This window comes from Mesorhizobium sp. GbtcB19 (assembly GCF_019091085.1).
Taxonomy (GTDB): Bacteria; Pseudomonadota; Alphaproteobacteria; order Rhizobiales; family Rhizobiaceae; genus Mesorhizobium.
The window spans coordinates 659,988-686,737 of sequence record NZ_JAGXJY010000001.1 but is presented as its reverse complement, the minus strand read 5'-3'; the positions used below and the strand labels follow the sequence as shown (position 1 = coordinate 686,737).

General features: G+C 63.8%; 27 protein-coding genes. 14 read left to right on the top strand and 13 right to left on the bottom strand.

Annotation, left to right across the window (positions count from 1 at the left end; genetic code table 11):
- Positions 1–4: 4 nt before the first annotated feature.
- Complete coding sequence (locus tag KVT37_RS03260) at positions 5–976, top strand: ABC transporter substrate-binding protein (RefSeq protein WP_217569559.1); 972 nt, start codon at positions 5–7, stop codon at positions 974–976.
- Positions 977–1,024: 48 nt separating this feature from the next.
- On the opposite strand, the gene KVT37_RS03255 is transcribed toward KVT37_RS03260, so the two are convergent.
- Positions 1,025–1,483, bottom strand: a complete 459-nt coding sequence (locus KVT37_RS03255) for an Lrp/AsnC family transcriptional regulator (RefSeq protein ID WP_217569557.1) — start codon at positions 1,481–1,483, stop codon at positions 1,025–1,027.
- Positions 1,484–1,621: 138 nt separating this feature from the next.
- On the opposite strand from KVT37_RS03255, the gene KVT37_RS03250 reads away from it, so the two are divergent.
- The gene (locus KVT37_RS03250) at positions 1,622–2,905 is read left to right on the top strand and encodes a cystathionine gamma-synthase family protein (RefSeq protein WP_217569555.1); all 1,284 of its coding nucleotides are present in this window, start codon (positions 1,622–1,624) and stop codon (positions 2,903–2,905) included.
- A gap of 163 nt (positions 2,906–3,068) precedes the next feature.
- Positions 3,069–3,509, top strand: a complete 441-nt coding sequence (locus KVT37_RS03245; protein ID WP_217569553.1) for a CHRD domain-containing protein — start codon at positions 3,069–3,071, stop codon at positions 3,507–3,509.
- Between the two features lie 226 nt (positions 3,510–3,735).
- On the opposite strand, the gene KVT37_RS03240 is transcribed toward KVT37_RS03245, so the two are convergent.
- The 3 genes from KVT37_RS03240 to KVT37_RS03230 form a co-directional block, all read right to left on the bottom strand.
- Positions 3,736–5,385 (bottom strand): thiamine pyrophosphate-binding protein, encoded by a 1,650-nt coding sequence (locus KVT37_RS03240; protein WP_217569551.1) that lies wholly within the window; start codon positions 5,383–5,385, stop codon positions 3,736–3,738.
- A complete protein-coding gene (locus KVT37_RS03235) occupies positions 5,382–6,554 on the bottom strand; it encodes a CaiB/BaiF CoA-transferase family protein (RefSeq protein ID WP_217569549.1) in 1,173 nt (390 codons plus the stop codon). Before KVT37_RS03235 ends, KVT37_RS03240 begins: the two co-directional genes overlap by 4 nt.
- A gap of 79 nt (positions 6,555–6,633) precedes the next feature.
- Positions 6,634–7,566 (bottom strand): alpha/beta fold hydrolase, encoded by a 933-nt coding sequence (locus KVT37_RS03230; protein ID WP_217569547.1) that lies wholly within the window; start codon positions 7,564–7,566, stop codon positions 6,634–6,636.
- 251 nt (positions 7,567–7,817) lie between these two features.
- Here KVT37_RS03230 and KVT37_RS03225 point away from each other — a divergent pair, with 251 nt between their 5' ends.
- Positions 7,818–8,828, top strand: a complete 1,011-nt coding sequence (locus tag KVT37_RS03225) for a ribonuclease (RefSeq protein ID WP_217569545.1) — start codon at positions 7,818–7,820, stop codon at positions 8,826–8,828.
- Between the two features lie 27 nt (positions 8,829–8,855).
- Here the strand turns inward: KVT37_RS03225 and KVT37_RS03220 are convergent, their stop codons facing one another.
- Complete coding sequence (locus KVT37_RS03220; RefSeq protein ID WP_217569543.1) at positions 8,856–10,133, bottom strand: diguanylate cyclase; 1,278 nt, start codon at positions 10,131–10,133, stop codon at positions 8,856–8,858.
- A gap of 266 nt (positions 10,134–10,399) precedes the next feature.
- Here KVT37_RS03220 and ettA point away from each other — a divergent pair, with 266 nt between their 5' ends.
- The 4 genes from ettA (at position 10,400) to KVT37_RS03200 (ending at position 14,609) form a co-directional block, all read left to right on the top strand.
- On the top strand, positions 10,400–12,049 hold the full coding sequence (ettA, locus tag KVT37_RS03215; protein ID WP_217569541.1) for an energy-dependent translational throttle protein EttA: 1,650 nt from the start codon (positions 10,400–10,402) through the stop codon (positions 12,047–12,049).
- A gap of 38 nt (positions 12,050–12,087) precedes the next feature.
- Positions 12,088–12,855, top strand: coding sequence for a trans-aconitate 2-methyltransferase (gene tam / locus KVT37_RS03210; RefSeq protein ID WP_217569539.1), 768 nt, complete (start codon positions 12,088–12,090; stop codon positions 12,853–12,855).
- Positions 12,856–13,003: 148 nt separating this feature from the next.
- A complete protein-coding gene (locus KVT37_RS03205) occupies positions 13,004–13,300 on the top strand; it encodes a hypothetical protein (RefSeq protein ID WP_254633755.1) in 297 nt (98 codons plus the stop codon).
- A 187-nt stretch (positions 13,301–13,487) separates the two neighbouring features.
- Positions 13,488–14,609: a beta-ketoacyl-ACP synthase III gene (locus KVT37_RS03200; protein WP_217569535.1), complete on the top strand. Its 1,122-nt coding sequence runs from the start codon at positions 13,488–13,490 to the stop codon at positions 14,607–14,609.
- A 15-nt stretch (positions 14,610–14,624) separates the two neighbouring features.
- On the opposite strand, the gene KVT37_RS03195 is transcribed toward KVT37_RS03200, so the two are convergent.
- Both KVT37_RS03195 and KVT37_RS03190 read right to left on the bottom strand, forming a co-directional pair.
- Positions 14,625–15,191, bottom strand: a complete 567-nt coding sequence (locus KVT37_RS03195) for an isoprenylcysteine carboxylmethyltransferase family protein (RefSeq protein ID WP_217569533.1) — start codon at positions 15,189–15,191, stop codon at positions 14,625–14,627.
- Between the two features lie 92 nt (positions 15,192–15,283).
- Complete coding sequence (locus KVT37_RS03190; protein ID WP_217569531.1) at positions 15,284–15,703, bottom strand: hypothetical protein; 420 nt, start codon at positions 15,701–15,703, stop codon at positions 15,284–15,286.
- A 33-nt stretch (positions 15,704–15,736) separates the two neighbouring features.
- On the opposite strand from KVT37_RS03190, the gene KVT37_RS03185 reads away from it, so the two are divergent.
- Both KVT37_RS03185 and KVT37_RS03180 read left to right on the top strand, forming a co-directional pair.
- Positions 15,737–16,444, top strand: coding sequence for a TetR/AcrR family transcriptional regulator (locus KVT37_RS03185; protein ID WP_254633754.1), 708 nt, complete (start codon positions 15,737–15,739; stop codon positions 16,442–16,444).
- A 5-nt stretch (positions 16,445–16,449) separates the two neighbouring features.
- Positions 16,450–17,064 (top strand): MOSC domain-containing protein, encoded by a 615-nt coding sequence (locus KVT37_RS03180; protein ID WP_217569529.1) that lies wholly within the window; start codon positions 16,450–16,452, stop codon positions 17,062–17,064.
- A gap of 45 nt (positions 17,065–17,109) precedes the next feature.
- Here KVT37_RS03180 and KVT37_RS03175 read toward each other — a convergent pair whose 3' ends face one another.
- The 4 genes from KVT37_RS03175 to tsaA all read right to left on the bottom strand — a co-directional run bounded on the left by KVT37_RS03175 (position 17,110) and on the right by tsaA (position 20,030).
- Positions 17,110–17,952, bottom strand: a complete 843-nt coding sequence (locus tag KVT37_RS03175; RefSeq protein ID WP_217569527.1) for an SDR family oxidoreductase — start codon at positions 17,950–17,952, stop codon at positions 17,110–17,112.
- 216 nt (positions 17,953–18,168) lie between these two features.
- Positions 18,169–19,128: a D-amino acid aminotransferase gene (locus tag KVT37_RS03170; RefSeq protein WP_217569525.1), complete on the bottom strand. Its 960-nt coding sequence runs from the start codon at positions 19,126–19,128 to the stop codon at positions 18,169–18,171.
- 84 nt (positions 19,129–19,212) lie between these two features.
- On the bottom strand, positions 19,213–19,527 hold the full coding sequence (locus tag KVT37_RS03165; RefSeq protein ID WP_217569524.1) for a DUF2293 domain-containing protein: 315 nt from the start codon (positions 19,525–19,527) through the stop codon (positions 19,213–19,215).
- Complete coding sequence (gene tsaA / locus KVT37_RS03160) at positions 19,524–20,030, bottom strand: tRNA (N6-threonylcarbamoyladenosine(37)-N6)-methyltransferase TrmO (protein ID WP_217569521.1); 507 nt, start codon at positions 20,028–20,030, stop codon at positions 19,524–19,526. Before tsaA ends, KVT37_RS03165 begins: the two co-directional genes overlap by 4 nt.
- Before the next feature lie 141 nt (positions 20,031–20,171).
- Here tsaA and KVT37_RS03155 point away from each other — a divergent pair, with 141 nt between their 5' ends.
- Together KVT37_RS03155 and metF are read left to right on the top strand one after the other, a co-directional pair.
- Positions 20,172–21,179, top strand: coding sequence for a metalloregulator ArsR/SmtB family transcription factor (locus KVT37_RS03155; protein ID WP_217569520.1), 1,008 nt, complete (start codon positions 20,172–20,174; stop codon positions 21,177–21,179).
- On the top strand, positions 21,179–22,096 hold the full coding sequence (gene metF / locus KVT37_RS03150; protein WP_217569519.1) for a methylenetetrahydrofolate reductase [NAD(P)H]: 918 nt from the start codon (positions 21,179–21,181) through the stop codon (positions 22,094–22,096). The genes KVT37_RS03155 and metF overlap by 1 nt, the downstream gene beginning before the upstream one ends.
- 388 nt (positions 22,097–22,484) lie before the next feature.
- On the opposite strand, the gene KVT37_RS03145 is transcribed toward metF, so the two are convergent.
- A complete protein-coding gene (locus KVT37_RS03145; RefSeq protein ID WP_217569518.1) occupies positions 22,485–23,405 on the bottom strand; it encodes a DMT family transporter in 921 nt (306 codons plus the stop codon).
- Positions 23,406–23,618: 213 nt separating this feature from the next.
- Here KVT37_RS03145 and KVT37_RS03140 point away from each other — a divergent pair, with 213 nt between their 5' ends.
- Positions 23,619–24,839, top strand: a complete 1,221-nt coding sequence (locus KVT37_RS03140; RefSeq protein ID WP_217569513.1) for an alanine racemase — start codon at positions 23,619–23,621, stop codon at positions 24,837–24,839.
- A gap of 165 nt (positions 24,840–25,004) precedes the next feature.
- Here KVT37_RS03140 and KVT37_RS03135 read toward each other — a convergent pair whose 3' ends face one another.
- Positions 25,005–25,736, bottom strand: a complete 732-nt coding sequence (locus KVT37_RS03135; RefSeq protein ID WP_217569511.1) for an SDR family oxidoreductase — start codon at positions 25,734–25,736, stop codon at positions 25,005–25,007.
- A 120-nt stretch (positions 25,737–25,856) separates the two neighbouring features.
- Here KVT37_RS03135 and KVT37_RS03130 point away from each other — a divergent pair, with 120 nt between their 5' ends.
- Positions 25,857–26,750 carry a LysR family transcriptional regulator gene (locus tag KVT37_RS03130; protein WP_217569508.1) on the top strand — a complete coding sequence of 298 codons (894 nt, stop codon included), beginning with the start codon at positions 25,857–25,859 and terminating at the stop codon, positions 26,748–26,750.

The following is a 26,750-nucleotide window of genomic DNA, read 5'->3' as shown; positions in this document are numbered from 1 at the left end:
AAAGATGAAAAGACTGCTGATTTCTGCTCTGGCCGGCGCCATGTCGCTGGCCGCTTTCCAGGCGATGGCCGCCGACAAGGTGACACTGCAATTGAAATGGGTCACGCAGGCCCAGTTCGCCGGCTACTATGTCGCCAAGGCCAAGGGTTTTTATGACGCCGAAGGCCTCGACGTCGACATCAAGCCGGGCGGCCCGGACATCGCGCCCGAGCAGGTGATCGCCGGCGGCGGCGCCGACGTCATCGTCGACTGGATGGGCGGCGCGCTCGCGGCCCGTGACAAGGGCGTTGGGCTCGTCAACATCGCCCAGCCGTTCAAGAAGGCGGGCATGGAACTGGTTTGCCCGAAGGCCGGCCCGATCAAGACGGAAGCCGACTTCAAGGGCCATACGCTCGGCGTCTGGTTTTTCGGCAACGAATATCCGTTCTACGCCTGGATGAACAAGATCGGCCTCAAGACCGATGGCGGCCCGGACGGCGTCACCGTGCTCAAGCAGAGCTTTGACGTGCAGCCGCTGATCCAGAAGCAGGCCGACTGCATCTCGGTTATGACCTACAACGAATACGGTCAGGTGCTGGACGCCGGCTACAAGCCGGAGGACCTTGTCGTGTTCAACTACTCGGCGATGGGCAACGACCTTCTGGAAGACGGGCTCTACACGCTTGAGGGCAAGCTCAAGGATCCGGCCTTCGAGGACAAGATGGTGCGCTTCGTGCGCGCCTCGATGAAGGGCTGGAAATACGCCACCGAGAACACCGACGAAGCGGCCGGCATTGTCGTGGACGCCGGCGGCCAGGACGAGAACCACCAGAAGTTCATGATGAAGGAAGTGGCCAAGCTGGTCGACAATGCCGACGGCAAGCTGATCCCGGCCGCCTATGAGCGCACCGCCAAGGCGCTGCTCGACCAGAAGATCATCAGCAAGGAGGCGAGCGGCGCCTACACGACCGCGATCACCGACAAGGCGATCAAATAAGCCCCCTCGGAAACATTTCGATCCTGAACGCGGCGCCTCTGGCAGATGTCAGAGGCGCCGTTCCTTTATGGTGTTCATGACGAAGCTGGTTTCGATCGAGGCGACGCATTTCAGCCGTGCGATCTTTTCCTTGATGAAGCGCTCATACTGCTCGAGGTTTCCGGTCACCACCTTCAGCACATAGTCGCGTGAACCGGTGACGAGGTGGCATTCCAGCACCTCGTCCCAGCCGCGGATCGCGTCCTCGAACATCACAATCTCGTCCTCGTTCTGTCGGCTGAGCCGTATGGTTGCGATGGCGGCCATGCCCCAGCCGAAGGCGGCCGGATCGATCAGCGCTGTGTAGCCTCTGATTACCCCCGTCTCCTCCAGCCGCCGCACGCGCCTCAGGCACGGCGATGGCGACAGGCCGATCCGCTCGGCAAGCTCGTTGTTGGTGATGCGTGCGTCGGCCTGTAGTTCGCGCAAAATCTTGCGGTCGAAATCGTCGGCTATCTTCTGCTGCACTTTTGGCACCCTTGGGCAATTTGTTGCGGAGATGCAGCCATGCGAGGCCGGAAATAGCAAGGACTGCGTGAGGGAGATCGCATAAATTGCCGGGCGATACGTCTTGAAGATGCCAACCCTCGATCAGCAGGAAAAGCCATGACCGCGCCGCGTCCGTCGAAAACCCATATCGGCAACCACAAGCTCCATCCGGAGACGCTGATGCTGAGCTATGGCTTCGATCCGCTCCTTTCGGAAGGCGCGGTCAAGCCGCCGGTGTTCCTGACCTCGACCTTCGTCTTCAAATCAGCGGAAGAGGGGCGCGACTTCTTCGACTACACGTCGGGCCGCAAGGAGCCGCCGAGCGGCACGGCCTCCGGCCTGGTCTATTCGCGCTTCAACCATCCCAACAGCGAGATCGTCGAGGACCGGCTGGCGATCTACGAAGGCACGGAGGCCTGCATCCTGTTTTCGTCCGGCATGTCGGCGATCGCGACGACGCTGCTGGCCTATGCGCGCCCGGGCGACGTCATCCTGCACTCGCAGCCCCTCTATGGCGGCACCGAGACACTTTTGACGCGCACGCTCGCCGGCTTCGGCATCGATGCCGTTGGTTTCGCGGATGGTGTCGACGAGGCGGCGGTGCGCGTGGCTGCCGACACGGCCTTAGCCAAGGGCCGCGTGTCGGTCATCCTCATCGAGACGCCGTCAAATCCGACCAACAGCCTTGTCAACATTGCGCTGATGCGCAGGATCGCCGACGAGATCGGTATCCGGCAAGGGACGACGCCGATCATCGCCTGCGACAACACGCTGCTCGGCCCGGTGTTCCAGAGGCCTATCGAGCACGGCGCCGATGTTTCGGTCTATTCGCTGACCAAATATGTCGGCGGCCATTCCGACCTGATCGCCGGCGCTGCCATGGGCAGCAAGGCGGTCACCAGGCCGATCAAGGCGCTGCGCGGCGCGATCGGCACGCAGCTCGACCCGCATTCTTGCTGGATGCTCGGCCGCTCGCTGGAGACGCTGTCGATCCGCATGGAACGGGCAAACGACAATGCGCGCTTGGTCGCCGAGTTCCTGCGCGATCATGCGAAGGTCGAGAAGGTGCATTATCTGCCATTCCTGGCCGAGAACACGCCGGCCGCCCGCGTCTACCGGGCACAGTGCGGCGGCGCCGGCTCGACGTTCTCGTTCGACATACGCGGCGGGCAGAAAGCGGCTTTCGCCTTTCTGAACAGCCTGCAGATCTTCAAGCTGGCGGTGAGCCTCGGCGGCACGGAATCGCTGGCCAGCCACCCGGCGGCCATGACCCATTCGGGTATTCCCTTTGACGTTCGTCAACGCATCGGCGTGCTTGAGACCACCATCCGGCTTTCGATCGGTGTCGAGCACCCGGACGATCTGATCGCCGACCTGACGCAGGCGCTTGCGGCCGTCTGAGCAGCGCTTCGCGGAATCCGGAAAGGGGCGGGCGACCGCCCCTTTCTCGTTCGGTGCGGTAAAATAAGCGTGTGCCGGGATACAAATCGCCGCTCAACCGTTTCAGGGAGGCATCCGCGCGTCGGGGGGCCGTGCGGGATGTTGCCATCAACGGAGGTTCTTCATGCGCATCCTGTCCGTGCCGATGCTTTCGGCCCTAGCCGTTTCGACCGCCTTCCTTCTCGCATCGCCGGCCATGGCCGAGACGATGAAGTTCAAGGCGACGCTCGACGGCAGCCAGCAGAGCCCACCCGTGACGACCAAGGGCAAGGGCACCGCGACATTCACCTTCGACACAACCAAGAAGAAGCTCACCTGGAACGTGAAATATTCCGGTCTCAGCGGGCCGGCCGTGGCCGCCCACATCCACGGTCCGGCGGATATGGGCGCGAACGCGGATCCTGTCATCCCGTTCAACGGCAAGCTCAAGAGCCCCATCAAAGGGTCTGCGACGCTGACCGATGCGCAGGCAGCCGACCTCGAGGCCGGCAAGTACTATGTCAACGTCCACACCGCCGCCAACAAGGGCGGCGAGATCCGCGGCCAGATCGAGAAGGCGATGTAGCGCCAGATAGAATGGCGATCAATTCGGAAGTCGGCGGGACAGCCCCCCTCTGTCCTGCCGGACATCTCCCCCTAGGGGGAGATTAGATATGATGCCGGCTTTCGCCAATCACAAGCGTTGCAAGGAAGGCGAGGTGATGGAACTGCTAATCTCCCCCCTCGTGGGGGAGATGGCCGGCAGGCCAGAGGGGGGCGCGAAGGAACGCGGCCTAAACTCTTGTCGGCACTCAGTTCTTCTCGCGGATCTGCGTCAGCGTGCGGGTCGGCGTGATCGCTTCGGGGTCGAGCCTGATCTCGACGATCGCCGGCTTGCCGCTGGCGCGCGCGCGTTCGAAGGCCGGTGCGAAGTCGGCGGTCTTCTCGACCGTCTCGCCATGGCCGCCATAGGCGCGGGCAAGGGCCGCGAAGTCAGGGTTCTTGAGGTCGGTGGCGACGACGCGGCTCGGATATTCCCGCTCCTGGTGCATGCGGATGGTGCCGTAGATGCCGTTGTTGACGACGATGACGATGATCGGCAGGTCGTACTGGACAGCCGTCGCGAATTCCTGGCCGTTCATCAGGAAGCAACCGTCGCCGGCAAAGGCAATCACAGTGCGATCCGGGAAGAGCGCCTTGGCGGCGACGGCCGCGGGCGTGCCGTAGCCCATCGAGCCGGACGTGGGCGCCGCTTGCGTGCCGAAGCGGCGGGAGCGGTAGAAGCGATGCACCCAGGTGGCGTAGTTGCCGGCGCCGTTGGTCAAAATGGCATCTTCCGGCAGGACCTTCCCGAGATGCTCGATGATCGGGCCCATCTGGACCGCGCCGGGGCCGGTCTGCGGCGGCGTCGACCATTCGAGATAGGCGGCATGCGCCTTTTCCGTCTCCGCCACCCAGGAAGGCCTGGCGGCCGGCTTGCGCTTGGCAAAAGCCTCGACGAAAGCGGCGGGCGAGGCATTGATCGCCAGCGTCGGCCGGTAGACGCGGCCAAGCTCGCCGGCATCGGCATGGACATGCACCAGCGCCTGGTCGGGGTAGGGGCTCTTCAGCAGCGTGTAATCTGAAGACGGCATCTCGCCCAGGCGGCCGCCGATCAAAAGCACGACATCGGCCTGCTTGATCTGCGCCGCAAGCTTCGGATTGATGCCGATGCCGACATCGCCGGCGTAGTTGGGATGCAGATGGTCGAACAGCATCTGGCGGCGGAAGGAACAGCCGACAGGCAATGCCCATGTCTCGGCGATCGCGCGCATATGCGCCACCGCGTCCTCGTTCCAGCGCGTGCCGCCGAGAATGACGAACGGGCGCTTCGCGTTGGCGAGCAGCATTTGCAGCGCATCGAGCTCGGCTTCGCCCGGACGGGTCTCGACTGGCGTGTGCGGCAGCGCTGCCGGCGCCTCGACCTCGTCGGTCAGCATGTCCTCCGGCAGCGAGATGACCACCGGGCCGGGACGGCCCGACGTTGCGACGGCGAAGGCGCGGGTGACGAATTCGGGGATGCGCGCGGCATCGTCGATCTCGACCACCCATTTGGCGATGTCGCCGAAGAAGCGCTTGTAGTCGACCTCCTGGAAGGCCTCGCGTTCCTTGGCGTGGCTGGCGACCTGGCCGATGAACAGGATCATCGGTACCGAATCCTGCATGGCGATGTGGACGCCGGCCGAGGCGTTGGTGGCGCCGGGGCCGCGGGTGACGAAGCAGATGCCGGGCTTGCCGGTCAGGCGGCCCTGGCAGTCCGCCATCATCGCGGCACCACCTTCCTGGCGGCAGACGATGGTGCGGATCGCGGAGTCATGCAGGGCGTCGAGCACGGCCAGATAGGATTCGCCCGGAACGCAGAAGATGCGGTCGGTGCCGTTCGCTTCGAGCGCCTCGACGATCAGTTGTCCGCCGGTCTTCATTTTGCTCTCTCCAGTTCGGCAAGGATTTCGTCCGTGTGCTCGCCGAGGCGCGGCGAGGGGCGCTCATAGACGAGCGGCGTGCCCGACATCACCATCGGCGCGCGCACGGAAGGCAGGCTATTGCCATGGCCATCGTCGAGGTCGAGCCGCATGCCGCGCGCGATCGTCTGCGGATCGTCGAACATCTGGCCGATCGTGTTGATCGGGCTCGCCGGCACGCCCGCGGCCTCCAGCTTCGCCAGTAACGGATCGCGGTCGAACGCCGCCAGCGTCTCGATGATCCGTTCGCGCAGTTTCGCGCGGTTGGCGACGCGGGCGGGGTTGGTGGCAAAATCGGGGTTTGACGGCAAGTCGCCGAGGCCGACCACGGCGCAGAACTTGCCGAACTGGCCGTCATTGCCGACCGCCAGGATGATGTGGCCGTCCCGCACGGGCAGCACCTCGTAAGGCGCGATGTTCATATGGGCATTGCCCATCTGCACCGGCGACTTGCCGGAGACGAGATAGTTGAGGTTCTGGTTGCCGAGCGCCGAGATCTGGCTGTCGAAGAGCGCCATGTCGATGTGCTGGCCCTCGCCGGTCTTTTCGGCATGGCGCAATGCCGCCTGGATGGCAATCACCGAATAGAGGCCGGTGAAGAGATCAGAGATGGCGACGCCGGCTTTCTGCGGCTCGCGGCCCGGCTCGCCGGTGATCGACATCATGCCGGCCATGGCCTGGATGATGAAATCGTAGCCCGCGCGCGGCGCATACGGCCCGTCTTGGCCGAAACCGGTGATCGAGCAATAGACGAGGCGCGGATTGATCGCCTTCAGGCTCTCATAGTCGAGGCCGTATTTCTTGAGGCCGCCGAGCTTGAAGTTCTCGATCAGCACGTCGGCGGTGGCGACCAGCTTGCGCAGCGTCTCGGCGCCCTCCGGCTTGGAGAAATCGACCGCAATGGAACGCTTGCCGCGATTGCAGGAATGGTAGTAGGCGGCCGAGAGGTTCTCGCCGTCATGGCTCATGACGAAGGGTGGACCCCATTTGCGGGTGTCGTCGCCGCCGTCCGGGCTCTCGACCTTGATGACATCGGCGCCGAGATCGGCGAGCAACTGCCCGGCCCAGGGGCCGGCCAGGATGCGGGCAAGTTCGATAACGCGGATGCCTTTCAGCGGGGGTTCGGCCATGGATCACCGTGGTTAAACAAAGCGCAGCCTCTAGCAATCGGGGCCGCCCGTGTCACGACCCATGCGATAGGCCACCGCGTCAGGATTTCACCACGCTGTCCGCCCAGGCGGCAAAATCATTCATCACGGCGTCGCGGTTGATCTCGTTCAGGCTTTCGTGGCGGGTCTCGGCGTAAACCTTTGAAACCAGATTCGAAAAGCCCATCGCCCGCATGCGTTTGGCGAGGTGGCCGACCGCCTTGCCGTAATCCGACGCCGGATCCTTGTCGCCACCGATGAGGTTGAAGTGGAGATCGCGGCGCACATTCGCGAAGCTGGAATCCTTGCCGGCGTGCTGCGCCATGTTGACCACGTCGCGCCACATCGAGATGGAGGCATCCCAGCCACAGAGCGGGTCGACGACATATTTGTCGACCTCGACCGGGTCCCGCGACAGCCAGTCGAACAATGTCCGGTGGTTGGGAACCGCCTTGCCCCAGGCCTGGAAGGTCAACTTGGGCAGAAGGCGGGAAGGCACGTCGGAGCCCAGCCGCATCCGCTCCCAGCCCAGGATGAGCAGTGCCAATTGGCCGAGCAGGCCTTGCGAGAAATTGCCGTTCCAGATCGCAGCGGCGTGGATGCGTTGCGAGTGGCGCAGCACGAAGTTCAATGCGATCGAGGCGCCGAGCGAGTGGCCGAACACGACCACCGGCAGTCCCGGATGTTCTCTCTCAATCAGATCGTGCACGGCGTCGACATCGGCGATCACCTTGGCGATGCCGTCGCTGACCGCGAACTTGCCGAGCGGCGCGTCGGCTGCCTTGGTCGCGCCATGGCCGCGATGGTCATGGGCGTAGACGTGGAAACTTCGCCCGCTGAGGAAATCGGCAAAGCGGGCATAGCGCGCCGCATGTTCGGCCAGGCCGTGGTTGATCTGGACCACGGCGCGCGGATTTCCCGCTGCTTCTCTCACATAGAGGTTGAGCTCTGCCCCGGTCGGTGAGGCCAGCCTTGTCTGTTTGTCGAATGGCATGTCTCGCTCCCTCCTCGACTGTTGGGCGAGGCTTTTGCCGGCGTCAAGTGGATGAGGCGTTTGACGATATGCTACGCTGGAAATCCCGCCGCCTCGCGGAGACGGTGAGGGCAGCGCGCGGGTTCGCGGATCGAAAGCGTTGAGATTTGGGGATTGTTTCTTGGCGCCGTGAAAAAAATCGCAATTCTGACACGTCGCCTGTTCTAGTGTGCCGAATCCAATACGGATCAATGATCGCCGGGAGAGCGCGAATGCGGGTTTGGGCATTGTGGGGTTCGATGGTGCTGGCTCTGGCCGGCGCCGGCGTGGCTCAGGCCGACGTGAAGATGAGCGGCACCTTTGTGGCCGACAGCGCCTGTCCGGCGACGCAGGCCATCAAGAACGGCAAGAACCCCGGCAACATCTCGACCGAGACGGGCAAGAGCTACGATCTTCTTGCCGGCAACAAGGACGAGCCCACGCACTATCTCATCCAGGTGCCGGGCGCCGATCCCGAGCGGCGCTGGGTGAAGATCGGGTGCGGCCATGTCACCGGCGGCAGCGCGGCGACCACGCCGGCGCCGTCCGGCCAGACCAAGCCGTCGCCGTCAGCCTCCGGAAAACCGGAATATGTCTTTGCGCTGAGCTGGCAGCCGGCTTTCTGCGAGACCAAGGCAAGCAAGCCCGAATGCAAGGCCCAGAGCCCGAGCGAGTTCGACGCTTCGCACTTTACGCTGCATGGGCTTTGGCCGCAGCCGAACGGCAATTTCTATTGCCAGGTTTCGGCGAGCGACAAGGCCAACGACAACCCGGCGCATTGGACGGACTTGCCGCCGGTCGATCTCGACGCCAAGACGCGCGCCGAGCTCGACCAGGTGATGCCGGGCACCGCCTCCAAGCTGGAGCGGCACGAATGGATCAAGCACGGCACCTGCTACGGCAAGAACCAGCAGGAGTATTTCGCCGACGCGCTCAACCTGATGCGGGCGGTGAATGCCTCGGCGGTGCGCGACCTGTTCACCAAGAACATCGGCAAGCAACTGACCTCGGACGAGATCCGCGGCGCCTTCAACACGGCCTTCGGTGCCGGCGCCGGCGATCGTGTGCGCGTCTCCTGCCTGGTCGATCCTTCGAGCGGCCGGCGCATGATCGGCGAATTGACGCTTGGCCTTTCCGGTCCGATCGGGCCCGACAGCAAGCTCGCCGATCTCTTGATGGCGTCCGCGCCGACAGGCAAGGCCGGTTGCCCGAAGGGGACGGTCGACGCGATCGGCTTCCAATAATAGATTTTTGATCAGGCCGTCGTCCGGTCAGGCAGTCCTCGGGGCCGCCTGCAGGATGATCGCTTCGCCGCCGGGCTCGCCGACCACGCGGTCGCGGCCGCTCAATTTGGCCTTGTAGAGGCGCTGGTCGGCCAGCGCGAAAATGTCGGCGAGGCTACGCGTCGTCTCGCTGACGGTGGAGACGCCGGCGCTTACCGTGAGGTTGAAGCGGGCGGTGTGCGCCGAGGTCTTGGCCGCGTTCCGGATGGTCTCGCCGAGCAGCCTGGCGGGCGCATGCGACTGTTGCGTCAGTACGGCGAATTCCTCGCCGCCGATGCGGAACACCTGATCGTTGGCGCCAACCGTCTCGGCCAGCAGGGCGGCCACCGATTTCAGCACCTTGTCGCCCTCGGCGTGGCCGAAGCGGTCATTGATCGACTTGAAATGGTCGACGTCGACGATGAGCAAGCTGAGCGGCTTGCCGATCCTGATGGCGGCCGAGACGGCGGACTCGCCGTCCGCGTCGAAGCTGCCGCGGTGCAGCAGGCCGGTGAGGCCGTCGCGGCCGACATATTTGATCAGGGCCTCATAGCGCTCGCGATAGGTAAGGGTGTCGAAAATGTCGGAGAGGCCGCGCGGCACGGCGATATCGTTGTCCTCGACCCTTTTGAGATAAGCGACGAGCATGCCGCTATAGGCGAGCGCGGCCCCCATCTTGGCGAACCAGCCGCCGAAGAAGACCGCGATCGGCGCGCCGGCAACGAAATGCAGCGCGGTGAAGAAGCCGGCCTGATCGAAGGTGAGCACGCAGGCGACCGATGCCAGGATGCGGATGAACGGCCTCGCGCGCAGATGGGCGCCGAGCTTCTCGTAGAGCAGGATGATCAGGATGGCGTCGATGAAGAGCAGCGTCGTGCCCCAGACCATCAGCCAGCCCATCTCGTCGATGAAGCCGATATCGGGAAGCCTGCCGTTGGGAAGCGGCGCGATCGCGTGCAGGCGCAGGATCAGCACCAAGCCGATCATCAGCGCGTTGCCGAGCAGCAGGCCGTAGATCGGCTGGCGCACGGTCGCGGCGTCTTCCTTCATGTAAAGCAGGAGGATCATCACCAGCTTGCCGGAGAACAGAACGGCGGAGCCCGGCGAAACCATGCCGAAGGGAAGCGCGACATAGAAGACGCTGGCGAGATAGGTTTCGAGGAAATGCATGACGCCGAGCGCGCAGATGAACACGCCAAGCCCGATGCGGCGCCGGAAGCGGAAAAGCGTGACCATGGCGCCGAAATACAGAACCGCTTCGGCAAGGAGCAGGACACCGTTCAGCACGTCGTCGATCCGATCTTTTCCCGAAACCGCGGCTTGGCCGTGATTTCACAACCTATTAGCGTTTTGCAGGCGAATGGTTAACCACTGATTTCGCGCAATCGCCGGCAGCGATGAAAAGCCGTGGACGTAGTTGGGGGCATAAAACCGGCGAATGCGCGCCGTTTGGCCGCCGCCGCGCCGAAAGCGATTGCCGTTCGGCGCTTCATCGCCTACATAGCGCGCAACCCCCATCCACCTTGACACTTCAGTTTCCAGGGAAAGCGCGCGTGGCTCGCCAGTTCATCTATCACATGTCCGGCCTGTCGAAGGCCTATGGCACCAAGAAGGTGCTCGATAATGTTCATCTCTCCTTCTATCCGGATGCCAAGATCGGCATTCTCGGCCCCAACGGCTCGGGTAAGTCGACGATCCTGCGCATCATGGCCGGGCTCGACAAGGAGTTCCAGGGCGAGGCCTGGCTGGCCGAGGGCGCGACCGTCGGTTACCTGGCGCAGGAGCCGCAGCTCGACAACAGCAAAACCGTGCGTGAAAACGTCATGGACGGCGTTGCCCGGAAGACCGCCATCATCGAGCGCTACAACGAGCTGATGATGAACTATTCCGACGAGACGGCGGACGAGTCCGCCAAGCTCCAGGACGAGATGGACCGTCTCAACCTATGGGACCTCGAACAGCAGGTCGAGATGGCGATGGACGCCTTGCAGTGTCCGCCGCCGGAGTCCGAAGTGACCAACCTCTCGGGCGGCGAGCGCCGCCGCGTGGCACTGTGCCGGCTCCTGCTCGAGCAGCCCGACCTTCTCTTGCTCGACGAACCGACCAACCATCTCGACGCCGAGACCACGCAGTGGCTGGAAAAGCACCTGCGCGACTATCCGGGCTCGGTGCTGATCATCACCCACGACCGCTACTTCCTCGACAACGTCACCGGCTGGATCCTCGAGCTCGACCGCGGCCGCGGCATCCCCTACGAGGGCAACTACACCAAATATCTCGACGCCAAGGCCAAGCGCCTGATCCAGGAAGGCCGCGAGGACGATGCTCGCCAGAAGTCGATCTGGCGCGAGCGCGAGTGGATCCAGTCCTCGCCGAAGGCGCGTCAGACCAAGTCGAAGGCGCGCATCAAGGCCTATGAGGAACTGGTCGAACAGTCGCAGAACCGCAAGCCGACCGACACGCAGATCGTCATCCCGGCGAGCGAGCGTCTCGGCAACGTCGTCATCGATGTCGAAGGCCTCAACAAGGGCTTTGGCGACGAGCTTCTGATCGAGAACCTGTCGTTCCGGCTGCCGCCGGGCGGCATCGTCGGCGTCATCGGGCCGAACGGCGCCGGCAAGACGACGCTGTTCAAGACCTTCACCGGCCAGGAAAAGCCGGATTCCGGCTCGATCCGCATCGGCGAGACGGTGAAGCTCGGTTATGTCGACCAGAGCCGCGACGCGCTCGATCCGAACAAGACGGTGTGGGAAGAGATCTCCGGCGGCGCCGAGGTGATCAAGCTCGGCAAGCACGAGGTCAACAGCCGCGCCTATTGCTCGTCCTTCAACTTCCGCGGCGGCGACCAGCAGCAGAAGGTCGGCAACCTCTCAGGCGGCCAGCGCAACCGCGTGCATCTGGCCAAGATGCTCAAAGGCGGCGGCAACGTCCTGCTGCTCGACGAACCGACCAACGACCTCGACACCGAAACGCTGGCAGCACTTGAAGACGCGCTGGAAGCCTATGCCGGCTGCGCCGTCATCATCAGCCACGACCGCATGTTCCTCGACCGCATGGCCACCCACATGCTCGCGTTCGAGGGCGACGCGCATGTCGAATGGTTCGAAGGCAATTTCGAGGAATATGAAAAGGACAAGCTGCGGCGCCTGGGCGCCGAAGCGGCCGCCCCGCACCGCATGACGCACAAGCGGCTGACGCGGTAACATCAGTCCAAAGGGCGGCGAACAGGAGGAGGTTCCCAATGGCTGACTGGTCCGCCGCCCAATATCTGAAGTTCGAGGATGAGCGCACGCGGCCGGCGCGCGATCTCGTGGCGCAAGTGCCGGTCGATTTTCCGCGCCGCGTCGTCGATATCGGCTGCGGCCCAGGCAACTCGACCGAGCTTCTCGTCGAGCGCTGGCCGGATGCGCAGGTCAGCGGCTTCGACACCTCGCCCGATATGATCGAAAAGGCGAGGGCGCGGCTGCCGAACGTCAATTTCGAGTTGGCCGACGCCGCCAAATGGCAGCCGGAGCAGCCGGTCGACGTTATCTTCGCCAACGCCGTCTTCCAGTGGCTGCCGGAACATCCGGCGGTGTTCCAGCGGCTGATGGGACTCTTGGCGCCGGGCGGCGCGCTGGCCGTGCAGATGCCCGACAATCTCGGCGAGCCCTCGCATCAACTGATGCGCGAGACCGCGGCGGAAGTGCCGTTTGCGGCCAAGCTCGAGGGCGCGGCGCGCGGGCCGCTGCCGCCGGTGTCGTTCTACTACGATCTGTTGTCACCGCTCGCCGACCGGCTGGATATCTGGCACACCGCCTACAACCATCCGCTGGCCGACGCCGAAGCGATTGTCGAATGGGTCAAGTCGACTGGCCTGAAGCCGTTCCTCGATCCGCTCGATGCGGATGAGAAGAGGGTGTTTCTCGACAGCTACACCGCCAGGATCGCCAAGGCCTATCCGAAGACGGCGAACGGCAAGGTGCTGTTGCGCTTCCCCCGCATCTTCATTGTCGCCAAGCGCGCCTAGGTTTCCCTGCTTCCGGGGCGCTTGACCCCTTCGCGCCGTCATGCGCATTTCATCCATCTGGACCATAGTCGGCTATCCCGCAGAGGGGCCATAGGGCAGGGGGTGAGGGATGACACGGGGCAAAATCGCGCTCGCAAGCAGCCTGTGCATGGCTGCAGTGATTTCTTTTTTCGCAGCAGCCGAAGCCAAGCCGGCACGCTGCTTCACCACCGATGATGGCTACTATCCTTGCAACTACAAGGCATTGGACGGCGAGGGCAGTTTTCGCGTCTCGGCGCCCGGTTATCCCACCATCACGCTTGAAATCGACCAGCCTGGCTTTGCCTTCGGCTATGCCAGGTTCGGCAGCCGCAACCGATCGCTGCCCGGGCAATTCGTGCGCAGCCGCGACGACGGCGCCTGCTGGAACAATCCGCAAACCAACACCAAAGTCTGCGCCTGGTGAACGCCCTCACGGATTTGTGGGGTCCCTAGTTTAAGCTGGCATAAACCGGCCAAATGCGACAAGGGTTGCGCCGGGCCATTTCCGCGCCCACATCAGAGCCCGTTACGCCCGGGCCATTGGTTTCAACGCAATTCCGGACGGAAAACCGGTTCCCACTTTTCCTGGAATTGCTCTAGACGGATTGGACATGCACCGCGTCATCATCAGCGGCATCGGCGCCGAAATCCCTAAACCCGTCATCACCAATGAAGAGCTGGTCGCCTCCTTCAACAGCTGGGTCGACACCGAGAATGCGCGCCGCGCCGCCACCGGCGAAACGCCGCTGCAGAAATCGGATAGCGACTTCATCGTGCATGCCTCGGGCGTGAAGAGCCGCCATGTCATCGAGCGCGAAGGCATTCTCGACCCGACCCGCATGACGCCACGCATTCCGGCGCGGGCGGACGACGCGCTGTCGCTGGAGGCGGAGTTCGGCATCGCCTCGGCCAGGAAGGCGCTCGCCCATGCAGGCGTCGACGGGTCGGACATCGATCTGGTCATCTGCTCGGCCTCGCATCATCAGCGGCCCTATCCGGCCATCGCCATCGAGATGCAGGAGGCGCTCGGCACAAAAGGCGCCGGTTTCGACATGGGGCTGGGCTGCTCTTCGGCGGCGGCCGCGCTGCATGTCGCCGTGAACCTGGTCAGGTCGGGGGCGCACAAGCGCATCCTGGTGTCGACGCCTGAGATCATCACCGGCCATCTCAACTTCCGCGACCGGCAGACGCATTTCATCTTCGGCGACGCCTCGGTCGCCATGGTCGTCGAGGGGCTGGCGCAGGGCGAGAAGCGGCCGGGGCGCTTCGAGGTGCTCGACACGCGCACCTGGACGCAGATGTCCAACAACATCCGCACCAATCTCGGCTATCACACGCGCACTGCCCAGGACGATCCCTACATGATCAACCTGGAAGGCAACCTCATCAAGCAGGTCGGCAACAAGGTGTTCAAGGAAGTCACCGTCGCCGGCCAGAAGTTCATCGTCGAGTTCCTGGCCGAGCACGGGCTGACGCCGCAGGGCATCCGCCGCTTCTGGCTGCATCAGGCCAATGCGCGCATGAATGCGATGATCCTGAAACTGTCCTTCGGCCACGATGTCGATCACGACCGCGCGCCGATGGTGCTGGAGCGGCTCGGCAACACTGCCGGCGCCGGCGCGATCGTGGCGCTGTCGGAAAACCATGCCGACATGAAGGCCGGCGATTTCGGGCTGATCTGCGCCTTCGGCGCCGGCTATTCGATTGGCGGTGCGCTGCTGCGCATGCTCTGAACTTCAACGCATCCTTTAAGCCGGCGCGAAGGGCACCAGCATCGGCACGCGCCTTGCGTAGTCGTCATAGGCCGGGCCGAGCTCGCCGCGCAGGAAGCGCTCTTCCAGCTTCGCCTTGACGACGACGCCGACGAGCAGCAGGGCAGCGCCGGCGATGCCCCAGACCGTGCCCTTGACGGCCATGGTGGCGAGGATCGACAGCATCAGACCGGTATAGATCGGGTGGCGGACCAGGCCATAGGGGCCGGTGTCGACGATGCGATGATCGGCCTTGGCGGTGACATTGGCCGACCACAAGCGGCCGAGATGCAGCCGCGCCCACCAGGCGAAGGCAATGCCGATCGCGATCAGGGCAACGCAGATCCAGGCCTCGGTGAGCGTCGGCATCCAGAGCCGCAGCCGGCCGGCATAGCCGTGCGCCGGCACGAACAGCAGCGCGGTGCCGGCTACCCAAAAGACTCGATAGCGTGCCTCTGACTTGAAGTCCGCTCGCTTTTGCGCCGGATCGGCCCAGGACGCGGCAAGAAGCCAGGATACCAGCCAGAACAGCCAGAGGGCGGCGACAGCTTGTCCAACCTGCATGATCGAACCTTTCGTCTGCCATGCGTTTAAGACGGCGCGGCAGACGAAAGAAAGTCGAAGCCGGTAAGAATGTCGTGATCAGACCGGCGCCGTCACGCGGCGGCCATCGCCGCCGCGACAAGCGCCTCGCCCGAATATTGCCGGCCGCCGATGCCCCAACCGCCGTCGGGCGCGTTGAGGATGTTGATCCAGGTGTTCTCGGGCTTGTGGCCGGGCACGCAATATTCGGCGACGATCGTGGTGGCCGCCGTGATGAAGGCCTCGCGCGCCTCGTTGGTCGCAAGGCCGATATTCGGCAGCTTCAATTCCACCATGACGACGGGCCGGTTGGCGCCGCCCGCATAGATGCGATCAAGGGGCAGGATATGAACCGTTCCGCCGACAATCGCGGTGAAGAATGAATTCCCGGTGGCGCCAGAGGCTTCGATGAGGGCGGCGCTGAGGCGAGGCAGGATTTCACGCTCGCCGGCTGCGGTCAGCACGCCCGCGGGGGCGGTCACGGTGATCGGCATGTTTGTTCTCCTTCGTGCTGCGGATGGCTCCGCTTGTCAGGTTACGTATTGATTGTTACGTTACTCAAAAGCGACGAGTCAACAGGTTTCGTATCGATCATTATGGAAAACTCTGAGAAGCCACGCGGCGGCAGGCCGCGAGCGTTTGATCCGGAAGCCGCGCTCGACGCGGCGATGCTGCTGTTCTGGGAACACGGCTATGAAGCGACCTCGCTTGCCATGCTGCGCCAGGCCATGGGCCTGACGCCGCCGCAGATCTACAACGCCTTCACCGACAAGGAGACGCTGTTCCGCCAGGCGTTGAAGCGCTACCACGAGAGGGAGATCGGCTTTGCGCTGGATGCGCTCGGCGCACCGGTCACGGCCGAGGAGGCGATCCGGTTGCTGCTGATGGGGGCGGCACAAGCCTATACGCGGCCGAATAAGCCCGGCGGTTGTCTGTTCATCAGCGGCGCGTTGGCGACGTCACCGCAAGCACAAGGTATAGCGGATGAACTCAGGGCCTATCGCCGGATGACCGAAGCGGCGATTGCGGAGCGGCTGGACAAGGCGCGTCAAGCCGGCGAGTTGCCGACGGGCCTGCCAGTCGAGCGGCTGGCCAAATACCTGGCCGGCGTCATGAACGGAATGTCGATCCAGGCTCGTGACGGCGCTTCGGCCGATGATCTGCGCGCCATGGCCGAGACCGCTCTTGCCGCATCGGCAGTCGAAGTGCAAAAGGCGGTTCGACCCACTGGATGAGACCGATGCTGGAACTGTTTCCCACCGCTGAATCTGTCGCCGACATCGTGCCGGGCCGCAAGCTGACGGCAACGGCGGCGGCGCTCTATGCCGCGCCGCACGATCATTTCGAGACGCGGGCGGTCGATGAACTGCGGCTCGGCTTCGACGGCATCGCCGGCGACTTCCACGGCGGGACGACGCGGCGTTCCGGCGGGCGCGAGCCTTGGTATCCGCGCGGCACCGAGATGCGCAACGAGCGGCAATTGTCGCTTGTCGCCGCGGATGAGCTTGCCATCGTCGCCCAACGCATGGGCCTCGAGGAGATCAAGCCCGAGTGGATCGGCGCCAATCTCGTGGTCGAGGGCGTGCCGCATCTGTCGATGCTACCGGCCGGATCGCTGATGTTCTTCAAGGGCGGCGTGACGCTCAAGGTCGACGGCCAGAACAAGCCGTGCCGCTTTGCCGGACAGTCGATCGCGGAGCATGTCGGCGCCGCGGATCAAGAGGCAACCGCATTGCTTTTTCCTAAGGAGGCGAAGCGCCTGCGCGGCCTGGTCGCCTGGGTCGAAAAGCCGGGCGTCATTCGGGCCGGCGAAGAGATTTCCGTGCGGGTGCCGGAGCAGTGGGTTTATCGCTGACTGAAGGGCCATGCCGCGCAGGGCGACATGGCAGAGTGTTTTGGATCAGGCTGCCTTACGGTTCTTGTTGGCGCCCTGCGCCATTACCGAGACATGGTCCCACTTTTCCCAAGTGGCGATGCGGTTGGCGTATTCCTGCCTGATCATCGGCAGGCCGCCATCTCCGAAGAAGACCCTCAGCGGCGGCTGGGCGGCGTCGACGATCGCCAGCATCGCAGGGCCGGTTGCTTCCGGATCGCCGGCGACGGAACGGCTGCGGCGCTCGGCCATGGCCGCGCGGACCGGTTCATAGACGTCCAACGGCTTGGAGACCTTGGCCGACGGTCCGGCCCAGTCCGTCGAGAAACCGCCGGGCTCGACCAGCGTGACGTGGATACCGAACTGCGCGACCTCGAGGCTGAGCGACTGGCTGAAGGCTTCCAGCGCCCATTTCGAGGCGTGGTAGAGGCCGATGGAGGCAAAGGCGTTGACGCCGCCGATCGACGAGATCTGGATGATGTGGCCGGAGCGCTGCGCGCGCATGATGGGAAGCGCCGCCTGCGTCACCCAGAGCGCGCCGAAGACGTTGGTCTCGATCTGGTCGCGTGCCTCCTGCTCGGTGACTTCCTCGATGGCGCCGAAATGGCCGTAGCCGGCATTGTTGATGACGACGTCGAGCCGCCCGAAGCGCTTGTGCGCCGCGGCGATCGCGGCATCGACCGCTTGCTTGTCGGTGACGTCGAGCTTGATGGCGGCGATATTGTCGCCGTATTTTTCGACGAGATCGGCGAGCGTGCCCGCATCGCGGGCGGTGGCGGCGACGCGATCGCCGCGGGCGAGCGCGGCCTCGACCCAGACGCGGCCAAAGCCCTTCGATGATCCGGTGATGAACCAAACCTTATCAGTCATGATCTGTGATCCTTGCTGTCGGAGCAGCGTTCCATAGAAACGCTGAACTGCTCCAACTCTTTGTTTTTACGCAATTCCGGGCGGAAAATCGCTGCCTGATTTTCCTTGAATTGCTCTGGGGGCGATGTATTCCGGATATAAGCGGAGGATACTCCGCTTGCTGCATGTACGGCGCCCTGAGCGTTTTTCCAGAGGCGCCGCCGGATTTATTTGGCGTCAGGGATAGCGCACCGCGCTCGACCAGGCCGGATCCTCATGCCTTTTCCAATAGAGCCCCATCAGGCGCTCGGTGATCGGACCGACCTTGCCGTCGGCGACAGGCGCGCCGTCGATCGTCGTGACCGGCATGACGCCGCCGGCGGTCGAGGTGATGAATACCTCGTCAGCCGTCTTGAGCGCGGCGACGCTGACATCGGCGGCCAAAGCCGAAAGGCCGGCCTCGGCGCTCAGGTCAAACACGGTGCGGCGCGTGATGCCGGGCAGCACGCCGACGGCCGGTGTCGACAGCTTGCCGTCCTTGACGCAGAAGACGTTGAAGCCCGGGCCTTCGGCGACATTGCCGTTGAAGTCGAGGATCAGCGCGGTGTCGGCACCACGGTCATAGGCGTCGTAGAGGCCACGGACGAGATCGAGCCAGTGGTAGTTCTTGATCGAAGGATCGATCGAGGCTGGCGGGATGCGCACCTTGTCGCTGATCGCGACATGCAGGCCGCTGCGCAGTTGCTCGGCATTGGCGACCGAGCCGAAGGGGACGGCGAAAGCCATGAACCGGTTGATCGCCTGGCGCGGATCGCGGCTGAAGGTCGGCGAGGCACCGCGCGTGCACAGCATCTCGACGTACGCCGCGCGATGGCCGGAGAGTGCAACGCAATTGTGGAGGATCTCGGCAACGCCGTCGCGATCGAACGGGATCGTCATGCGCAGTTTCTCCAACCCGCCGAAGAAGCGGTCGAGATGCAGGTCGAGGCGGAAGAAGCGGCCGTCCCAGACATGGACGGTGTCGTAGGTGGCGTCGGAATGCAGAAAGCCCCAGTCCAGCACCGAGACCTTGGCTTGCGACATCGGCAGATATTGCCCGTCGAGGAAGGCGACGCCGTCGGGATAGGCATGCGGGTCGAGATGGCGTTCGGAGAGAAAGGGCAACGGCTTGGCTGGCGTGGCGGCGGCCTGGCTCATTTCATTCGTCCTCTCTGTTCCGACGAGGCAGGCTAGCGTCCGGTTGCGGATACAGTAGAGCCAGGCAGGCAGCGCTGCTTGGCCTCATTCGTTCTCGTCGTCGTCCTCCAGCAGCCGCGTCGCGCGCCAGCGGGTGAGCACCACATTGGTCTGCTCGATGACGAAGAAACGCGCCGAATCCCGATCGTAGCCTTCGGCGAGCAGCTTTTCGTAATCGGTATGGGCGTGGCGGATATGGGCGATGGTCGCCAGCCACACCGCGATCGTCGGCGGCAAGGTCTTCATGTGCACCGAACCCGCATCGGCGCGGATCTTTTCCATGTCGGCATAGGGTGCGAGCGGCAAGAGCGCGGTCAGCGCCTTGGCGATGGCGCGGCGGCGGCCAGTGGGGGCGCTCATTTCTCGTCGCGTCCGGCGATCGTCGCTTCGGGAAAGGCGTCGGTCGAAGCGTAATAAGGTTTGATGTCGATGACCGGCGTGCCGTCGAGCACATCGATGGCGTCGATCCCAATCCGGCCGGCCGCTATGTCGAGCGCGACGAGCTTCGCCACATGAAGGCCGACGGGGTTCGGCCGGGCAGGGGAGCGCAGCGAGAAAACGCCTTTCGGTTCAGCCGCATGGCGCGGTTTCTGCACGATCAGATTGCGCGGCGCGTGCTGCAGCCAGGACAGGATGACGACGTGACTGGCGCGGTCGAGGTTGCGCAGCCCAGGGCGATAGGGCTCGTCGATCAGAACGGTCGCGGCCCGTCCGGATTCGCGGGCGGCGCGCATGTTTTTGGGGCAATCCTCGCGGCTCGCCCAAGGTGAGGCAATGCGGCCGATAAAGACGACATGGCCGTCCGGCCGGATTTGCCCAGGATCAACTTCAAGAAGAGTTTCGCCTTCGCGCGTCTCAAACATCCTATTCATCCTCCGGAGGAGCGGCCCGCCAGGCGCGGATCACGGCTGCGCCATTTTCTTGTCCGGAAGCGACATAGGTGCTTGCCAGAGTTTCAAAATCGACATAAACATATCTTTATATCTTTCAACGAGAACCCGCTCATGCATGTCTCGCTCGACACAATGGTAGATACATTGAAGGCGGCGGCCGAATCCAGCCGGCTGCGCATCCTGGTGCTGTTGTCGCGTGGCGATCTTACCGTCTCCGACCTCACCGAGATCCTGGGGCAATCGCAGCCGCGCGTCTCGCGCCATTTGAAGCTGCTGCTCGATGCCGGGCTGATCGGCCGCTATCAGGAAGGATCCTGGGCCTTTTTCAGGCTGACCGATACGGACAATTCGCGCGACTTCGTGCAGCGTCTGGTCTCCGGCATCAGCGAGACCGATCCGCAGGTGGTGCGCGATCTCGAGCGGCTGGCGGCGGTGAAGCGCAAGCGGCAGGACCGGGCCGCCGAATATTTCTCCGAGAACGCCGCGAGCTGGGATCACATCCGCTCGCTGCATGTGCCGGATCGCGCAGTGGAAGCCGCACTCATCAAGCTTGTCGGCAAGCGGCCGTTCCAGTCGATGCTCGACCTCGGCACCGGCACGGGCAGGCTGCTCGAAATCTTCGCCCCACTTTACCGGCGCGGCGTCGGCATCGACATGTCGCGCGAGATGCTAACGGTGGCGCGCGCCAATCTTGACAAGGCCGGCGTCGCCAATGCGCAGGTGCGCCAGGGCGACATCTTCTCGCCGCCGGTCGAGCGCAACGCCTTCGACCTCGTCACCATCCACCAGGTGCTGCACTATCTCGACGATCCGGCCCGCGCCATCGCCGAGGCGGCGCGGCTGCTGCGCCCGTCGGGCCGGCTGATCGTCGTCGACTTCGCGCCGCATTCGCTCGAGTTCCTGCGCGACCAGCATGCGCATATGCGGCTGGGCTTCTCCGACCGCCAGATTTCGGAATGGTTCGCGGAGGCCGGGCTCGACCTCGAGGACAGCCAGGAATTCGAGCCGCGCGGCGGCAACGAGGCCAGGCTCACCGTCAAGCTCTGGCTCGGCCGTGACCGCCGCCTGCTGATCGCCGATCCGTCCAACGATTCCTTGCCAGTGAGGGAAACAGCCTGATGAACCAGTTCCGCTTTTCCCGCCGCCCTGACATCGGCGACAAGGTCAGGGTCTCGTTCGAATTCTTCCCGCCGAAGAATGATGAGATGGAAGCAAGGCTGTGGGACACGGTCACCCGGCTGGAGCCGCTCAAGCCGAAATTCGTCTCGGTGACCTATGGGGCCGGCGGCTCGACCCGCGAGCGCACGGCGCGCACGGTCAAGCGCATCCTCAACGAGACGACGCTGACGCCGGCGGCGCATATGACCTGCGTCGACGCGGCGCGTGACCAGGTCGATGCCGTCATCCGGGAATTCGTCGACTTCGGCGTCACCCGTTTCGTGGCGCTGCGCGGAGATCCGGCGGCCGGCGTCGGAACCGCTTATCGCCCGCATCCGGACGGTTACGCCAATGGCGCCGAGCTGGTCGGGGCGCTGAAGAGCGCCGGCGATTTCGATATCTCGGTTTCGGCCTACCCGGAAAAGCATCCGGAAAGCCCGGATTTCGCCACCGACATCGACATGCTGAAGCGCAAGGTCGACAATGGCGCGACGCGGGCGATCACCCAGTTCTTCTTCGACAACGATCTTTACGAGCGCTATGTCGAGCGGGCGCGCCGCGCCGGCATCTATATCCCGATCGTGCCGGGCATCCTGCCGGTGCATAATTTCACCCAGGTCGCGAATTTCTCGTCGCGCTGCGGGGCGCTGGTGCCGGCGTGGCTCGCTGAGCGCTTCGAGGGGCTGGAGAACGATCCGCAGACGCACGCGCTGGTCGCCTCGGCCGTTGCGGCGGAGCAGGTGCTCGACCTCGTCGAGCGCGGCGTCGGCGACTTCCATTTCTACACGATGAACCGCGCCGATCTCGTCTTCGCCGTCTGCCATATGATCGGCATCCGCTCGCATGAGGCGGAAGCGGCCGGTTCGGCCGCGGCGTGAAGCAGGCTGCGAGGGAAGTGAGCCTTTAATGGAAAAGGCCGGGTGGAACCCGGCCTTTTCGAACTGTTGGACTATCTTCGGTGCTTAGTCTTCCCGGCTTTGGCGGGTCAGGGAAGAACGCCTATGATAAGGGCACCGATGAATGCGAATGCGGCACAAATCATCAAAGCGTTGATTGGCCTCGTCAGTCCCATGTCATAGCCTCCTCTTCAGAGCTATGGGCAGGAGTCTAGGGTCATTTGTGCCACAGGCAAGCGGAAAACGTGCTGCAATGCGACATGATTGTGGAATTTGCGACTTGGGATTTGCCGTTAGCCGTTGAAACTCTTCGGCAAAAGCCGGCTCAGCGGTTGTGAATAAATTGTGGCGGCGGTGTGGCATGACACCGCTACCATCGGCCGAACAGCCGCCCGTCGATGGTGATGAGGCCGAGTCCGATCAGCGTCATGCCACCGATTTCGAACAGCGCCAGCCGTTCGCCAAGGAACAGGAAACCGAGCAGCACCGCGCTGACCGGGACGACCAGCGTGACCAGCGAGGCATTGGTGGCGCCCGCCGAGGCGACGAGGTTGAAATAGAGGATGTAGGCGAAGGCGGTGGAAAGCAGCGCCAGCGCCAGCACCGCCGCCCAGACCGACGGCGAGGCGGCAAGCAGCCCGGCCGGGCCGTAGGCGATCAGCACCACCGGGATCATGATGATGGTTGAGGCCGTCAGCTGTCCCGTTGCGATGACCGGGGAAGGCACGCCCTTGAAGCGGCGGGCGATCATCAGGGCGACGGCGTAGGAGAGCGAAGCGCCGATCAGCGCGAACTTGGCCCAGACCGGCCCGCCCAGCCCGGCAATAAGGCCCGGGCCGATCATGACCGCGGTGCCTGCGAAGCCGAGCGCGATGCCGGCCAGCTTGTTCCAGGACAGCTTCTCGTCGGTGGTGAGCGCATTGGCCAGGATCAATGTCCAGAACGGCGTGGTCGCGTTGAGCACCGAGGCGACGCCGGCGCCGAGCTCAGTCTGGCCGGCGAAGATCAGCGAGAAGGGGACGACGTTGTTGGTGAGCGCAAGCAGGAAGAACAGGCCGGCATGCGGGAAGGCGAGGCGGAAGGACGGGCCGCGGATCGCCAGATAAAGCTGAAGCGCTGCCGCGGCGATGGCGACACGAAACAGCACCAGCGCCAGCGGATGGATTTCGGACACGGCAATGCGGGCAAAGAAGAACGAACCGCCCCAGATCGCGCCGAGCAAGAGAAGCTGCGCCCAATCCTTGAGCGTCATCGGTCCGCGCGTCGGCGCGGCGCCGGCTATGGTGGACATATCCTGTTCCTCCCGGGGCCGACCGCAATCCCGGCCCGTCAACACCTCACCAACCGATATCGGGTTTGACGGCAAGGGCCACCCGAAACCTGACCGCTGGTTTAGCGTCGGCAGAGATTTGCGCCGGGCGCGCGCGATAGCCAGACACAGAACTGTTTTCTTTGGCGGCTAGCTAGGATTAATTGTGCGCGCTCCAGACTTGAGGATTCGTCCATGCAGCGATTCGAAAATGCCCGCGAGGCGGCACTGGCGCTTCGTCCGGACGATCCGGTCTACTGCTTTCGCCCGCAGGTGCTGAAGGCGGACGCCTTGCAGTTCATGGGCATGTTTCCCGGCAAGACCGCTTATGCGGTGAAAACCAATGGCGAGCAGATCGTGCTGAGGACATTGGTGGAAGCGGGCGTCGGCACCTTCGATGTCGCTTCGCCAGGTGAGTTCGCCGCCGTGCGCGCGGTCTCGGCGGATGCCGAGATGCTCTACATGCATCCGGTCAAGGCGCAGTCGGACATCAAGCTTGCGCTGGAGAAATACGGTATCCGCGTGATCTCGCTCGACCATGAGGACGAGATCACCAAGCTGACGCGCGTGGTGCGGGCGCTCGATATCGACCCCGGCGCCATCACCGTCTTCGTGCGCATTCAGACCAAGGGCCATGCAGCCTACGAATTGTCGAAGAAGTTCGGTGCCGGGCCGGCCAATGCGGTCGAGCTTGCGGAACGCCTCAATCGCACGGGCTACAAGGTTGGGCTCTGCTTCCATGTCGGCAGCCAGATCGAGGATCCCGACACCTATGAGCGGGCGCTCGCCTCGGCCGACTGGGTGCGCAACCGCCTGACCTTCGACATTGCCGGGCTCGATGTCGGCGGCGGGTTTCCGGCCGAGTATGGCCATGATCCCAACCGCAAGCACATCGAGATGCCGTCGCTCGGCCAGCTGATGTCGCGGCTCGCCGGAGACCTGAAAGAGTATCAGTTCGACCAGATGCCGCTGGTCGCGGAGCCCGGCCGCGTGATCGTGGCGCGCTGCCTGTCCCTGATCGTGCGCGTGCTCTTGCGCAAGGGCAAGCGGCTCTACATCAATGACGGCATCTGGGCGTCGCTGTCGGATTCGTGGACCGGCAAGATCACGCTGCCGGCGCGCTTCATTCCGGATCCCGCGATCCGCACGCGCAACGGCGCGGAAAAAAACATCGTGCCGTTCAAGGTCTGCGGCGCGACCTGCGATTCCGTCGACATCCTGTCCAGGCCGTTCTGGCTGCCCGAAACGGTCGACACCGGCGACTGGATCGAGATCGGCCATATCGGCGCCTACTCGCTGTCGCTCAGAACCCGCTTCAACGGCTTCTTCCCCGATACCTTCGTCGAGGTGACGACGCCGTTCGACGAAGGCGACGCGCCGCAGGGCTTTGCCAGCCTGGAGACGATGGCGGATTAGGAAGTAGGGATTAGGCAGTAGGGAGTAGGGAGTAGGGATTAGACATTATCCCTATCCCTTTGAGTATCGCCTTGGTATTTTTCTACTGCCTACTGCCTACTGCCTACTGCCTACTGCCTACTGCCTACTGCCTACTGCCTACTGCCTACTGCCTACCGCCTATCCTCACGCCACCCCGCCGCCGGCCTGAATGTTCTCCCCGGTCAGCCAGCGCGCTTCATCGCTGGCCAGGAAGACAGCGACATCGGCAACGTCACGCGGGGCACCGATCCGGCCGAACGGCGACATGCCGGCTGCCACGGCGCGATCGCGTTCGGGCAACAGATCGGTATCGGTAAAGCCTGGCGACAGCGCGTTCACGGTGACCCCGCGCGGTCCCAGCTCGCGCGAGAGCACGCGAACGAACTGTTCGACAGCGCCCTTGCTGCCGAGATAAAGCGCCGTCTGGGTGAAGAACATCTTGGTGCCGCCAGTCGAGACGGCGATGATGCGGCCGCCGTCGCGGACACGTCTGGCCGCCTCCTGAAGCGTGAAGAAAGTCCCTTTGGCATTGGTGCCGAAAACGAGGTCGAAGTCGGCCTCGGTTGCCTCGACGAGCGGCTTGATGACCGCGACGCCGACATTGGCCACGACAATGTCGATCGCGCCGAGCTTGGCCTCCGCTTCGTCGAACAAGCGTCGGACATCGCCCGGAACGGAAACATCGGCTTGAACGGCGACTGCCTTGCCGCCCTTGCCGGCGACGGCGGCGACGACTTCGTCAGCGGCATTTCTGTTGCCGACATAGTTGACGACGACGGCCGCGCCATTGGCCGCAAGCCCTTCGGCTATTGCGCGGCCGATGCCGCGCGAGCTGCCGGTGACGATTGCGGTTTTGCCTTGCAGCGATTGAGGCATGATCGATTTCCTTCAACACTTCGCGGGTCGCCGATGTGGCGGCCGGTTGAGAGATAGTGATCTGCAATTGATCGCATAATCGCCTATTATCTGACTAACTTGTTAATCCAGGAATACATAATGCGCGGACCCGAATTCACCGAGCTCAAGGCTTTCGCGGCAATCGTGGAAGAAGGCAGTTTCGTTCGCGCGGCGGCGCGGCTGCGGGTGTCGCCGCCGGCGCTAAGCCAGACGATCCGACAATTGGAGGCGCGTGTCGGCGTGAGGCTGCTCAATCGCACGACACGCAGTGTCTCGCCAACCGTGGCTGGCGAGACACTGTTTAAGCGCCTTGGCGTTGCCTTCGGAGAGCTGGAGGACGCTGTCGCCGAGGTTCAGGCCGCGCGGGACAGGCCAGCCGGTTCGTTGCGCATCAATGTTCCGCGCGTTGCCGCAATGCGGTTCATCGCGCCAGTCCTCGGCGATTTCCAGCGCGCCTATCCTGACCTTGCCCTGACTGTCATCGTCGACGACATGCTGACCGACATCGTCGAGGGGCGTTTCGACGCCGGTATCCGCCTCGGCGAGCGGCTGGAAAAAGACATGGTGGCGGTGAAGCTGAGTGACGATCTGCAAATGGCAGCGGTGGCCGCTCCGGCCTATCTGGAAGGCCGGGCAGTCCCCCGTCGCCCACAGGACCTATACCAGCACCGCTGCATCAACTTCCAATGGCCCGGCAGCGGCAGCATCTACCGATGGGAGTTTTCGCGCGGCAAGCGATCGTTGGAAATCGCAGTCAAGGGAAGTCTGACCGTCAACGATACGGATCTGATGCTCAACGCGGCGCTGGATGGGGCAGGGGTGGCCTACATGATTGACTATCAGGTCCAGCCATGGATCGAAAAGGGCAGGCTGGTCCGGTTTCTCGAAGCCTGGTCGCCCAGCTTTCCGGGTTTTTATCTTTATCATCCAAGCCGGCGGCATGTGCCGCCGGCGTTGCGCGCCTTCATTGATTTCGTGCGGTCGAGACGATAA